The organism is Microbispora sp. NPDC049633, assembly GCF_040675265.1.
In the GTDB taxonomy this organism is placed as follows: Bacteria; Actinomycetota; Actinomycetes; order Streptosporangiales; family Streptosporangiaceae; genus Microbispora; species Microbispora maris.
Genome location: NZ_JBFAOO010000203.1, coordinates 1 through 12,904, shown reverse-complemented (window position 1 = coordinate 12,904; position 12,904 = coordinate 1). Strand labels below are relative to the sequence as shown.

Below are 12,904 nucleotides of genomic sequence, written 5' to 3'. Positions count from 1 at the left end.
GCGTGGGAGCGGGCCGCGGCCCGCGACTTCGCGCGCCGTCACGGCCTGCCCCACCTTGAGGTCCGCACCGACGAGGCCGACCGGCCCGAGTACGCCGCCAACGGCCGCGACCGCTGCTACCACTGCAAGTCCGCGCTGTTCGACGCGCTCGCCCCGCTGGCGGCCGCCATGGACGCCCGGATCGCGCTCGGCACCAACCTCGACGACCTCGGCGACCACCGCCCCGGCCAGCGGGCCGCGGCCGAGCGCGGGGCCGTCGCCCCACTGGTGGACGCCGGGCTCACCAAGGCCGACGTCCGTGCCGTCAGCCGGGCACTCGGCCTGGTCACCGCGGACAAACCCGCCGCGCCCTGCCTGGCCTCACGGGTCAGCTACGGCGACCCGGTCACCCCGGAGGTCCTGCGCAGAATCGAGGCCGCCGAGGCCGCGCTGCGCGACCTCGGCTTCCCTGTGTGCCGGGTGCGCGCCCACGCCGGCGGCACACTCGCCCGGATCGAGGTGCCCCAGGCCGAGATCCCGCGCGCGTGTGAACTGCGCGAGCGCGTCGACGCCGCGATCCGCGGCGCCGGCTTCACCTTCTGCTCGCTGGACCTTTCCGGTTTCGCGTCCGGGCGCCTCAACGCGCTGCTGCCGCTGCTTCCCTCATAACCTGCCGCCGCTGCTCGCACAACCGCCTCCTGACCGCCTCCTGACCGGTCGGCCGCCGGACCCCGCACGGATCCCGGCGGCCCGGGCGCTCTCGTACGCGCCCGGGCCGCCGGGATCCGTCAGTCCTGCGATTTGCCGCCGGTGAGGCGGGAGATCGCGAGCGCGGTGAGGATGATCGCCCCGTTGAGCGCCTGGATCCACTGCGCGGGGACGCCCGCGAGGGTGAGGACGTTCTGGATCATGTAGAGCAGCAGGATGCCGGTGAACGCCCCGAACACGGTGCCCTTGCCTCCGTTGAGGCTGACGCCGCCGATGACGGCGGCGGCGAACACCGTGAAGATGGCGCCGTCGCCCTGGGCGGCGGCGACGGAGGCGAGCCGGCCCGTCAGCAGGAGGCCGCCGATGGCGGCCAGCAGGCTGGCGGAGATCAGCGTGATCCACAGGACCCGGTCGGTGCGGATACCGGCCGCCTTGGCGGCGTCGACGTTGCCGCCGATCGCGTAGAGCGCCCGGCCGAACCGGGTGAAGCCCATCACCACGATGCCGGCCGCGAACAGCAGCAGGCAGATCCAGATCGACGCCGGCACGCCGAGCCACATCGTGGAGCCGAAGTACGTCATCGAGTCGGGGAGGTTGAAGAAGGTCTGCCCCCCGGAGATGCCGGTGAGGAGACCGCGCAACACGATGAGCATGCCCAGGGTGACGATGAAGCCGTTGAGCCCGAAGCGGACGATGAACAGCGAGTTCACCACTCCGACCAGCACCCCCACCGCGAGGGTGATGGGAATCCCCCAGGCGCCCGGCAGCAGCCCGAGCCCGGCCCCCGTTCCGCTGGCGACCGTCAGCCAGGCGGCGACGCCGGGCGCCAGCCCGAAGGTCGACTCCAGCGAGAGGTCCATCCTGCCCGCGATCAGCACGAGCGTCTGCGCCAGGACGAGGAGCGAGATCTCCGACATCGTCTGCAGAATGTTGATCAGGTTGTCGCTCTGCAGGAAGATCGGGTTGACGATCTGCCCGACGATCGCGATCACGATGACCGCGGGGACCAGCGCGAAGTCCCGCAGCCGCGCCAGGGGGATCGCCGGACGCCGCCGTCCCGGCTCCTCCGGGGGCGGGCTCGGCGGGTGTCCCGTCGCGGCGTGTGCGGCGGTGGTCTCAGGCATCGAGGTCGACTCCTTCCATGGCGGCCACCATCTCGTGGTCGTGCCAGCCGGCGGCCAGTTCCGCGACGACGCGGCCGTGGAACATCACCAGCACCCGGTTGCACAGGCGCAGGTCGTCTAGTTCATCGGAGGCGATCACGACGCCGGTCCCGCTGTCGGCGATCTCCTCGACCTTGCCGAGCAGGAACTCCTTCGACCGGACGTCGACCCCGGCGGTCGGCGTGATCAGCACGAGCAGCCGGGGGTCGTTCGCCAGGGCCCGGGCCATGACGACCTTCTGCTGGTTGCCGCCGGACAGCCCGGAGACGGGGAGTTCCGGGCCGGGTGTCTTGATCGCAAGGTTTTCGATCATGTCGCGGGCCAGCGCGTCCCTGCGGCGGCCGCTGACGAAGCCCGCCTGACCGAGCCGCTCGGGCACGGTCATCGTGGCGTTGTCCGCGATCGACATCAGCGGGACGAGCCCCTGGTGGTGACGGTCCCGGGGCACGAAACCCACACCGGCGGCCAGCGACTCCGGCACGCTTCCCGGGCGGGGGCGGCTCCCCGCGACCTCCAGGGTTCCCTCCTTCGGGGCGCGCAGCCCGACGAAGGTCTCGGCGAGCTCGGTCTTCCCGCTGCCGCCCAGACCCGCCAGCCCCACGATCTCCCCGGCCCGGACCTGGATGTCGACGTCCCGGTAGACGTCGCCGTCCGACAGGCCCCGGACGTCGAGGACCACCGGGGCCTGCGCCGCGACCGGCGCACGGACGGCGTGCTCCCGCAGGCCCGCCGCCTCGCCGGTCATCGCCGCCACCAGCTCGCCCTGCGGCAGGTCCGACACCGGCGCGGTGAGGATGTGCCGGGCGTCCCGGTAAACGGTGACCGTGTCGCAGATCTCGTAGATCTCCTGCAGGTGATGGCTGATGAACAGGAAGGTGATCCCCTGCTCGCGCATCGCCCGCATCCGGTCGAACAGACGGGCGATCGCCGCGCCGTCGAGCTGGGCGGTGGGCTCGTCGAGGATGATGAACCTCGCGCCGAACGACAGCGCCCGGGCGATCTCCACGAACTGCCGCTGCTCCACTCCGAGCTCCCCGGCCGGCCGGCGGACGTCGACGTCCACCGACCAGGCCTCAAGCAGCTCGGCCGCCTTCCGCCACAGGCCCTTCCAGCCGACCAGCCCGAACCGGTTGCGGTCGTGCCGGTTCAGGTAGAGGTTCTCCGCCACGGTCAGCTCAGGGATGATCGTGGACTTCTGGTAGACGCAGGCGACCCGCTCCCGCCAGGCGTCGCGGTCCGCGAGCCGCGGCGCGGGGGCCCCGGCGAAGCGGACCTCGCCGTCGTCGGGCGCCTGCAGTCCCGTCAGGATGGAGACCAGGGTCGACTTGCCCGCGCCGTTGCGGCCGACGAGGGCGTGCGTCTCCCCCGGATTGATCGTGATGTGCGCCCGGTCGAGCGCCACCGTCTCGCCGTATCTCTTGGTGATGCGCTCCGCCTCGGCGACGGGCGCGCCCGTGCGGGCCCGCCCGTCGTCGCGAGCGGGTGGAGGGCTCGCGGGCCCTCCCGCGAACTCTTCCATGGCCACGCCCTCTCAGCTCAGGTTGTTGCCCCACAGCGACTTGTCATCGTGCTTCACGCTGGGGATTCCGCCGTAGGTGCCGCCGTCGGCGGTGACGAGCGGTGCGGACAGCTGGTCCTCCAGCAGACCGGGCCGCACCTGGATGATGGTGCTGTCGTGATCGGTCTTGCCCGGCTGGAAGGTCTTGCCCTCGATCGCGGCCTTCGCGTACGACAGCGCCCACTTGGCGTACAGGTCCGCGGGCTGGGAGACGGTGGCGTCGATGTTCCCGGCGGCGATGTCCTTGAGCTCCTGCGGGATGCCGTCGTTGGAGACGACGAAGACGTGCTTGGGGTCGTCCGGCGGCACCAGGAGGTCGCGCTGCTTGAGCACCTGCAGCGTGCCGGCGAGGGCGAAGCTCGACTGCATGTAGACGCCCTTGACGTCGGGGTTCGCGGTCAGGACCGTGGAGAGCTTCTGCGAGGCCACGGCGCCGTCCCAGTTCGTCGCCTCACCGAACACCTTGATGCCGGGATAGTTCTGCTTCATGCAGTCGTTGAACGCCTCGGTGCGGTCCCGGCCGTTGATCGAGGCCAGGTCGCCCTCCAGCATGACCACCTTGCCCTTGCCCTGAAGCTTCTCGCCCAGGAACCGGCAGGCCTTCTCCCCGTACGCGCGGTTGTCGGCCCGGACGACCATGAAGGCGTTCCCAGTGTCGGGCCGCGTGTCCACCAGCACGGCGGGGATCTTCTTGGTCTCGAGCTGCTGCAGTGTGGGGGCCACGGCGGCGGTGTCCTGCGGCGCCATGACCACGGCCTTCACGCCCTGCCCGACCAGGGTCTGCACGTTGGAGGTGAGCTTCGCGATGTCGTTCTGGGAGTTGGTGGTCTTGGTGTCCGCGCCCAGCTCGCCGGCGGACTTCGGCACGTAGCTGATGTAGGAGTTCCAGAAGTCGGTGTCCGAACGCGGGTAGTCGACGCCGATGACCGGCTTCGCCGCGGTGTCGCCGGAGCCGCCGGAGCCGCCGTTCCCGCTGTTCCCGCCACAGGCCGCGGCGAGGCACCCCGATAAAGTCAAGGCCGCGGCGAGCGCGAACCGTCTGCGTACCATCGTTTCTCCTTCTGAAGCACCACGGGTGCCATGCCGCCGCTGACCGCGCCGCACCCGGACAGGGCCCGAACGCGACGCGCGGACCCCGGCGAGGTTCGCTTGGAGCGAGCTCATCACCGACAGGACATGGGATGTCTTTCTATGACCAAACCCCGGTCAGTGTCCAGACCCTAGGGAAGAATCACGAAAATCCCTCACACTCGTGCACGAAGGGTCCGACGAATCGTGCGCTCCACCGGTCGGGAGGAAGGCCGATACATCGCATGTTCCGGCCCTCCGGACAGCGGGCGTGTGCGGGTTCTCCGCCTGGAGGTATCAGAATCCTCCTATGTCGTTGACCGAGCGGGCGATCGAACGCATCAGGCAGCTCATCAAGGACGGGACCCTCCCCCCGGGCGCCCGGCTGCCCCCGGAACAGGAACTCGCCGCGGAACTGGGCCTGTCCCGCAACCTCCTCAGAGAGGCCGTCCGCTCCCTCGTCACCACCCGCGTGCTCGAAGTACGCAGAGGCGACGGCACCTACGTCACCAGCCTGACCCCCGAGCTACTCCTCGAAGGCGTCGGCCTCGCCGTCGAGATGATGCGCGGCGACGACCTCCTGGAGATCACCGAAGTACGCCGGCTCTTCGAACCCGTCGCCACCGGACTGGCCGCCACCCGCATCACCCCCGGCCAGCTCGCCGAAGTCGAACGCCACCTCAACGCCATGATCGAAGCCCGGAACGACGTGGAAGCGCTCAATCACCACGACGACGCCTTCCACCGCGCCGTGTTCGAATCCACCGGCAACAAATCACTGTCCGCCCTGCTCGGCGGCATCGCCGGCCGCACCTTGCGCTCCCGCGTCTGGCGCGGCCTCGCCGAGGAGAACGCCGCCGGTCGCACCATCGCCGAACACGCCGCCATCTACCGCGCCCTCGCCCACCGCGACGCCCCCCTCGCCCAAGCCGCCGCCCTCATGCACGTCGGCACCACCGAAACCTGGCTACGCGAGAACCTCGGCCACTCCCTCGAGACCACCGCGCGCCCACCGCGGTGACCGCACCGCCGGCGGTGGCAGGGGCGTGAAACGTACAGACATCCCCCTTCCGACGCCGGACGACGTCAAGTCGGCGCAGACATGGGTTGTCTGGGCGCCCGAGAACAGGAACGGGATCGACGCCGAGGCATGCGGCATGCGGAAACACCGGCCGCGCGCACGGAGTCCGGCGAGCTCCCAGCCGGAGCCCGAATTTCGCCGACCTCGGAGACTCGTCGCATTCGCGATCACACCGGGCGCGCCTCCACGTTCGCAGTCCGGCGAGAAGCCTGGACAGATCGCCATCGTTGACTTACAAACATCCCATGTCCACGTGGTGAAAGTCGTCACGCGCGACACATTCGCGAGGTGCACGTCCCCGGCATGCAGGACGTCCACCCCACGCACGACCGGCGAGGTCCAACGGCCGGTCGGGAACGCCCCGGCAGAGCTCCCCCCGCTCCAGAGAGGTTCCCACATGTCCTCGTCTTCGTCGTTCCGGTCAAGCCGTCGTCAGCTGCTCGTCGCGGCGGGCCTCGGCGCGGCCGCCGGCATCCTCAAGGCCGCCCCGGCATGGGCCACCGCCGGACCCCAGAGCTACAGCGCGAGCTGGTCGTCGGTCGACCAGCACCCGCCGGCCGCCGAGTGGTTCCAGGACGCCAAGTTCGGCATCTACTTCCACTGGGGCGTGTTCAGCGTCCCGGCGTTCGCGAACGAGTGGTACCCGCGCAACATGTACAACAACGGGTCGAACGAGAACAACCACCACAAGAGCGTCTACGGCGATCCGTCGGCGTGGCCGTACCACAACTTCGTCAACGGCGCCCGGGACAGGGCCGGCAACTGGGTGCAGTTCGCGCCGAAGCTGAAGTCGGCCGGAGGCGCCTTCGACCCCGACGAGTGGGCGCAGCTGTTCGCGGACGCCGGCGCGAGGTTCGCCGGCCCGGTGGCCGAGCACCACGACGGCTACTCGATGTGGAACAGCAGGGTCAACGAGTGGAACTCCGTCGCCACCGGGCCCAGGCTCGACCTGCTGCGGCTGCACGCCGACGCCATCCGGGCCAAGGGCCTGAAACTGCTCGTCGCCATGCACCACGCCTACAACTTCACCGGCTTCTACCAGTGGGCGCCGTCCCAGTCCTCCGCCTCGCTCAAGAAGCTGTACGGCCAGCTCGGCTTCGCCGACGAACAGCAGCTGTGGTACGACAAGCTCAAGGAGGTCATCGACGGCTACCGGCCCGACATCATCTGGCAGGACTTCAACCTCAGCCGTCTCGACGAGTCGCGGCGGCTGGCCTTCCTGGCGTACTACTACAACCAGGCGGTCGCCTGGAACAAGGACGTCGTCGCGACGTACAAGGACGGGTTCAACACCAGGGGCGAGGTCTTCGACTACGAGCGCGGCGGACCCGCCGCCATCCAGACCCCCTACTGGCTGACCGACGACAGCATCTCCAGCTCCAGCTGGTGCTACACCAACGGCATCGGCTACTACTCCCTCAACGCCATGCTGCACTCGCTGATCGACCGGGTCAGCAAGAACGGCAACATGCTGCTGAACATCGCCCCGACGGCCGAGGGCACCATCCCCTCCGGGCAGCGGTCGATCCTGCTGGGCATCGGGGACTACCTCAAGCGTTTCGGCGAGTCCGTCTACTCGACCCGCGCCTGGGCCGTCCACGGGGAGGGGCCGACGCAGATGGGCGGCGGTTCCTTCACCACGCCGCGGGCGGGGACCAACACCGACATCCGCTTCACCCGCAGCAAGGACAACACGGTCCTGTACGCCACCGTGCTGGGCTGGCCGGGCGGCACACTGCACATCACGACCCTGGGCTCGAACCGGATCAACCTGGGCAACCTCGCCTCGGTGCAGCTGCTCGGCTCCTCGGCGGGTCAGTACGTCACCCTGCCGGACCGCACCCAGGACGGCTCCGGCCTGCACGTCTCGATGCCCTCGTCCACCGCCCCGTTCAGCGCGCCGGCGTACGTGGTCAAGCTGACCTTCAATGGCCAGATCCCCGCGCTCGGCGGCGGCTCGACGCCGACGAGTTACGTGCGGATCGCCAACGCCGCCACCGGCCTCGTGCTGGACAGCGGCGGCAACGTGGCGTCGGGGTCGAACCTCAAACAGTGGAACTGGGACGGCAGCACCAACCTGCAGTGGCAGCTCGTCGACGTGGGCGGCGGCTGGTACCGCATCGTCAACCGCACCAACGGCATGGTCGCCGACAGCTGGGGCGACTCCACCAGCGGCGCCCTGTGCAAGCAGGCGTCCTGGAACGGCGGCGTCAACCAGCAGTGGAAGCTGACCGACATGGGCAACGGCCGCTACCAGATCGTCAACCGCGGCACCGGGACGTGCCTGGACAGCGGTGGCATCACCACGGCCGGCTCCGGCGTGAAGCTGTGGGCGCCGGGCTCCAGCACCAACCTCCAGTGGACCGTCACCGCGGTCTGATCCACCCCGCCACACGCGCCCCGCGCTCACGCGCGGAGGGCGTGCGGCGTCTCACCGGTCCCCTGCCCGGCGCGGGTCGCCGTCGCCGGGCAGGCGGTTCAGGGACTCCTCGACCCCGATGAGATGGTTGGCCATCCGGATGCGCGCCCGTTCGGGATCGCGTGCCGCGAGCGCCGTCCAGATCGCCACGTGCTCGTCGTGGGTGCGCCGGTCGGCGTCCTCCTCGTGCAGGCTGCGCCACAGCCGCCCGTGGACGGTGCGCCTGGCGAACGCCTCGATCAGGCCGACCAGGACCGGATTGTCGGAGTGGGCCGCGATGATGCGGTGGAAGGCGATGTCGATCTCGATGAGACGCTCGTGGTCGTGGGGCGCCTGACCGACCATGCGGGCCGCTTCGTCGAGCAGCTCCCTCGCCTGCGCGAGCGCCTCGTCGGTGATCCTGGTGGCGGCGATCCGCGCCGCCTCGCACTCGATCAGACGTCTGACGGCGTACACGTGCCGCGGGTCGCCCTGGCCGTGGAGGTCGACGACGAAGCCCATCGGAGCCAGCAACTGCGTCGCGTCGAGACCCGTGACATAGGTCCCGTCACCCTGCCGGGTGCTGACGATCCCGAGGATCGACAGGGCCGACACTCCCTCGCGCAACGCGCCGCGCGAGACTCCCAGCGACTCGGCGAGGTCCTTCTCGACGGGCAGGCGGTCGCCGGGCCGGAGCACCCCGTCGAGGATCATCCGCTTGATGCTGTCTACTACGTCCTCTGTGCGTGACATGGCAGTGGGTTCCCTCGGTCCCGGCCGGAGCCTCATGCGGGGGGCGTCTTCCCGAGGCTCCGATCGTATTCCGCTCGGCCGGCGGCCCCAGGTGGCGGCGGACCCGCCACCGCAGGCGGTGCCACCGGTCAAAGATTAGATGTTTCCAGCCGTAAGCGGTTACAGATGCCGGTTTTCGGACTGTTTGATAACGACCGTTGACGCATACATCAAATCTTTGTAGCTTTGCGGTCACTCCCCCCACACAGAGCCTCGTTGAGCCGCCGGCCCCCTCGCACCCCCCTCGTCTCGTCGTTCGCGAGCTCGTCGTCCATGCGCGGGTGCCGGTTGTCCGCAAGGCCGCGATGCGCTTGGAGAAGCGAGATGCCAGACCTGTCGCGCAGGCAATTGATGAAGATCGGTACGGTCGGAGCAGGAGCTCTGATGCTGCCGATGCAGTGGACCGCGGTCGCCCGGGCCGGATCGGTGGCGCCCGCGGAGGTACGCGCGGCCAACGACCTGGCTCTCTGGTACGACAGAGGCGCCGGCACGGACTGGCTGCGCGCCCTTCCCATCGGCAACGGGCGCCTCGGCGCCATGGTGTACGGCAACGTCGACACGGAGCGGCTGCAGCTCAACGAGGACACGGTCTGGGGCGGCGGGCCGTACGACCAGAGCAACCCCAAGGGCCTGGCGGCGCTGCCGGAGATCCGGCGCCTGGTCTTCGAGGACAAATGGGCCGAGGCCCAGACCCTGATCGACCAGAACATGCTGGGCAAGCCCGCGGGCCAGCTCGCCTACCAGACGGTCGGCAACATCAGGCTGACCTTCCCCGGCACCGGCGGGTTCTCCGAGTACAACCGCCAGCTGGACCTCACCACCGCCACCACGTCCGTCACCTACCTGCTGAACGGCGTGCGGTACAGGCGCGAGGTGTTCGCCAGCGCGCCCGACCAGGTCATCGTCATCCGCCTGACCGCCGACAAGCCCGGCTCGATCACGTTCAGCGCGACGTTCGACAGCCCTCAGCGCACGACGCTCACCAGCCCGGACGGCACGACGGTGGCGCTCGACGGCGTCTCGGGCAACTTCGAGGGCATCACCGGCCAGGTCAAGTTCCTCGCGCTGGCCAAGGCCGTCGCCGAGGGCGGCGCCGTCACCAGTTCCGGCGGAACGCTCCAGGTGTCGGCCGCCGACAGCGTGACGCTGCTGATCTCCATCGGCTCCAGCTACGTGAGCTACAAGGACGTCAGCGGCGACTACCAGGGCATCGCGCGGCGGCACCTCGACGCAGCCCAGGGCAGGACCTACGACGCGCTGCGCAGCCGGCACGTGGCCGACTACCAGGCGCTGTTCGGGCGGACGACGCTCGAGCTCGGCCGCACCTCGGCGGCCGACCAGCCGACCGACGTCCGGATCGCGCAGCACGGGGCCGTCGACGACCCGCAGTTCTCCGCGCTGCTGTTCCAGTTCGGCCGTTACCTGCTGATCTCCTCTTCGCGTCCCGGCACCCAGCCGGCCAACCTGCAGGGCATCTGGAACGACTCGCTGAGCCCGCAGTGGGACTCGAAGTACACCATCAACGCCAACCTGCCGATGAACTACTGGCCCGCCGACACGACGAACCTGTCGGAGTGCTACGAACCGGTGTTCGGCATGATCAAAGACCTCACCGAGACCGGCGCCCGCACGGCCCAGGTGCAGTACGGCGCCGGCGGCTGGGTCACCCACCACAACACCGACGCGTGGCGGGCCACCTCCGTCGTCGACGGCGCGTTCTGGGGCATGTGGCAGACCGGCGGCGCGTGGCTGGCCACCATGATCTGGGACCACTACCTGTTCACCGGCGACGTCGAGTTCCTCCGGAAGAACTACCCGGCCATGAAGGGCGCCGCCCAGTTCTTCCTCGACACTCTCGTGGAGGAGCCGAAGCTCGGATATCTGGTGACGAACCCGTCGAACTCGCCGGAGCTAGCGCATCACGCGAACGCCAGCGTGGCCGCGGGGCCCACGATGGACAACCAGATCCTGCGTGACCTGTTCCACGGCTGCGCCGAGGCGAGCGAGGTGCTCGGTGTGGACGCGAGCTTCCGGGCGCAGGTCCTGGCCGCCAAGGACCGGCTCCCTCCGATGAAGATCGGCTCGCGCGGCAACATCCAGGAGTGGCTCTACGACTGGGTGGAGACCGAGCGGAACCATCGGCACGTCTCGCACCTGTACGGCCTGCACCCCAGCAACCAGATCACCAAGCGCGACACCCCGGAGCTGTACAACGCGGCGCGGCGGACCCTCGAACTGCGCGGCGACGACGGCACGGGCTGGTCCCTCGCCTGGAAGATCAACTACTGGGCGCGGATGGAGGAGGGCAAGCGGGCACACGACCTGGTCCGCCTCCTCGTGACGCCGGCCAGGCTCGCGCCGAACATGTTCGACCTGCACCCGCCGTTCCAGATCGACGGCAACTTCGGCGCCACGTCCGGCATCGCCGAGATGCTGCTGCAGAGCCACAACGGCGAACTGCACGTGCTGCCGGCGCTGCCCGAGGCATGGCGGAACGGGAAGGTGCAGGGCCTGCGGGGCCGCGGCGGCCACACCGTCGGCGCGGAGTGGAGCGACGGACAGGCCGACGAGTACCTCTTCACGCCCGACCGCGACGGTGTCGTCAAGGTACGCGGCGGCATCTTCACCGGCCGCTACAAGCTCATCGACGTCGCCGGCGGCACGGTCAAGGTGGACAAGACCGAGCCCGACGCCGTCAAGATCACGGCGCAGGCCGGGCACACCTACCGGGCGTACGTGCTGCAGAAGGTCTCGGTGGCCGCGCCCGCCGAGGTCACGCCGGGTCAGGGGGCGAAGGTCCAGGTCACCGTCCGGGCGGTCGAGGCGTCGCTGGCGTCGGCGACGGTGGCCCTCAAGGCGCCGGAGGGGTGGACCGTCGCCCCCGCGCAGGCCAGCGTGGGGCCCCTGGCACCGGACGCGAAGGCCACGGTGGAGTTCACCCTCACTCCCGCCGCCGGCGCGGCGACCGGCACCGCGGTCCTCACCGCCGTCGTAGGCGGCACCGAGGCGGGCGAGGCCTGGACCACGTCCACGAAGGCCACGGTGCAGGTGTGGGGTGGCGGGGAGAAGACGCTGGAGGAGCTCTTCAGCAACGTCGCCGTCACCGACGACACCAACACCGCCCCCGGAAACTTCGACGGCAACGGCGCCAGCATCTCCGCCCAGGGACTGGCGACCGTCGGTGTCACCCCCGGGGCCACCGTCACCAAGAACGGGCTGAAGTTCACGTGGCCCAACGTCGCGGTGGGCACCCCCGACAACGCCATCGCCTCGGGGCAGTCCCTCAAGGTGACCGGGACGGGCAAGACGCTCGGCTTCCTGCTGACCGGGACCTACGGCGCGGTGTCCGGCCCGGCCACCATCGTCTACAAGGACGGCACGAGGCAGACCTTCACCCTCAGCTCGCCCGACTGGTACGGCGCGCCCAGGCCGGAGGGCGACGCCGCCGTCGTGGCCCCCTACCAGAACCGGCCGAACAACCAGCGGCAGAACACCGCCGCCACCATCTACTACGTCGGCGTGCCGCTGCAGAACAAGGAGATCTCCCGCGTCGACCTGCCCAACATCAGCCCACGGGCGGCGAACAACGTCGCGACGATGCACATCTTCGCGGTCGCGCTCGACGCCGTCACGCCGCCCCCGCCGGCGGTCAAGCTGACCGTCACCGCCAGCACGCGCTGCATCGGCGCCTCGGCCTACCTGGCGGTCACGGCCGTCAACGACTCCGACGTGCCGGCCACGATCACGCTGACCACTCCGTACGGCACCAAGACGGTGGCCGACGTGGCCCCGGGCAAGCAGGCCTACCAGTCCTTCAACACCCGGGCCCCCCGGATCGACGCCGGGAAGGTCACCGTGACCGGCACCGCGACGATCGGCGGCAAGCAGGTCACCTCGTCCTACGACGCGGCCTACTCCGCGGCCAGCTGCGGCTGAGCCGCTCACACCGCGGTCAGCTGCCGCTGACCGCCCAGCACAACCCGGGGCCGGCCGACCAGCCGGCCGGCCCCGCCCCCCCCTTCACGGAGCGATCACATGAGAATCACCCGGACTACTCAGATACTCGCCGCGTCGGTGCTCGGCGTCGCGCTCGCCGGTGCCGGCCTGGCCGGTCCCGCGCTGGCCGACGACGAGCCCGGCAGCGGCATCGACGTGTC

At 70.0% G+C, this 12,904-nt stretch carries 8 protein-coding genes; 4 read left to right on the top strand and 4 right to left on the bottom strand.

Features of this window, described 5'->3' with window-relative positions:
* Positions 1 to 648 (top strand): TIGR00268 family protein (locus AB0J39_RS33025; protein ID WP_363471944.1); only part of this gene is annotated, 648 nt, incomplete at its 5' end.
* Between the two features lie 119 nt (positions 649 to 767).
* On the opposite strand, the gene AB0J39_RS33020 is transcribed toward AB0J39_RS33025, so the two are convergent.
* The 3 genes from AB0J39_RS33020 to AB0J39_RS33010 are packed head-to-tail and all read right to left on the bottom strand — an operon-like array spanning position 768 to position 4,458.
* A complete protein-coding gene (locus AB0J39_RS33020; RefSeq protein WP_363471943.1) occupies positions 768 to 1,811 on the bottom strand; it encodes an ABC transporter permease in 1,044 nt (347 codons plus the stop codon).
* Positions 1,804 to 3,369 (bottom strand): sugar ABC transporter ATP-binding protein, encoded by a 1,566-nt coding sequence (locus tag AB0J39_RS33015; protein WP_363471942.1) that lies wholly within the window; start codon positions 3,367 to 3,369, stop codon positions 1,804 to 1,806. Before AB0J39_RS33015 ends, AB0J39_RS33020 begins: the two co-directional genes overlap by 8 nt.
* Before the next feature lie 12 nt (positions 3,370 to 3,381).
* Positions 3,382 to 4,458 (bottom strand): sugar ABC transporter substrate-binding protein, encoded by a 1,077-nt coding sequence (locus AB0J39_RS33010; protein ID WP_363471940.1) that lies wholly within the window; start codon positions 4,456 to 4,458, stop codon positions 3,382 to 3,384.
* A 328-nt stretch (positions 4,459 to 4,786) separates the two neighbouring features.
* On the opposite strand from AB0J39_RS33010, the gene AB0J39_RS33005 reads away from it, so the two are divergent.
* Positions 4,787 to 5,497 carry a FadR/GntR family transcriptional regulator gene (locus AB0J39_RS33005; RefSeq protein ID WP_363471938.1) on the top strand — a complete coding sequence of 237 codons (711 nt, stop codon included), beginning with the start codon at positions 4,787 to 4,789 and terminating at the stop codon, positions 5,495 to 5,497.
* A 457-nt stretch (positions 5,498 to 5,954) separates the two neighbouring features.
* The gene (locus AB0J39_RS33000; RefSeq protein WP_363471937.1) at positions 5,955 to 7,937 is read left to right on the top strand and encodes an alpha-L-fucosidase; all 1,983 of its coding nucleotides are present in this window, start codon (positions 5,955 to 5,957) and stop codon (positions 7,935 to 7,937) included.
* 51 nt (positions 7,938 to 7,988) lie between these two features.
* Here AB0J39_RS33000 and AB0J39_RS32995 read toward each other — a convergent pair whose 3' ends face one another.
* Positions 7,989 to 8,708 carry a FadR/GntR family transcriptional regulator gene (locus AB0J39_RS32995; RefSeq protein ID WP_363471935.1) on the bottom strand — a complete coding sequence of 240 codons (720 nt, stop codon included), beginning with the start codon at positions 8,706 to 8,708 and terminating at the stop codon, positions 7,989 to 7,991.
* A gap of 423 nt (positions 8,709 to 9,131) precedes the next feature.
* Here AB0J39_RS32995 and AB0J39_RS32990 point away from each other — a divergent pair, with 423 nt between their 5' ends.
* Complete coding sequence (locus AB0J39_RS32990) at positions 9,132 to 12,683, top strand: glycoside hydrolase N-terminal domain-containing protein (protein ID WP_363471933.1); 3,552 nt, start codon at positions 9,132 to 9,134, stop codon at positions 12,681 to 12,683.
* Positions 12,684 to 12,904 lie beyond the last annotated feature (221 nt).

What these genes read in the sequence shown, in the direction of transcription:
- AB0J39_RS33020 (WP_363471943.1), bottom strand. Translation starts at nt 1,811, where the DNA reads ATGCCTGAGACCACCGCCGCACACGCCGCGACGGGACACCCGCCGAGC.
- AB0J39_RS33015 (WP_363471942.1), bottom strand. Translation starts at nt 3,369, where the DNA reads ATGGAAGAGTTCGCGGGAGGGCCCGCGAGCCCTCCACCCGCTCGCGAC.
- AB0J39_RS33010 (WP_363471940.1), bottom strand. Translation starts at nt 4,458, where the DNA reads ATGGTACGCAGACGGTTCGCGCTCGCCGCGGCCTTGACTTTATCGGGG.
- AB0J39_RS33005 (WP_363471938.1), top strand. Translation starts at nt 4,787, where the DNA reads ATGTCGTTGACCGAGCGGGCGATCGAACGCATCAGGCAGCTCATCAAG.
- AB0J39_RS33000 (WP_363471937.1), top strand. Translation starts at nt 5,955, where the DNA reads ATGTCCTCGTCTTCGTCGTTCCGGTCAAGCCGTCGTCAGCTGCTCGTC.
- AB0J39_RS32995 (WP_363471935.1), bottom strand. Translation starts at nt 8,708, where the DNA reads ATGTCACGCACAGAGGACGTAGTAGACAGCATCAAGCGGATGATCCTC.
- AB0J39_RS32990 (WP_363471933.1), top strand. Translation starts at nt 9,132, where the DNA reads ATGCTGCCGATGCAGTGGACCGCGGTCGCCCGGGCCGGATCGGTGGCG.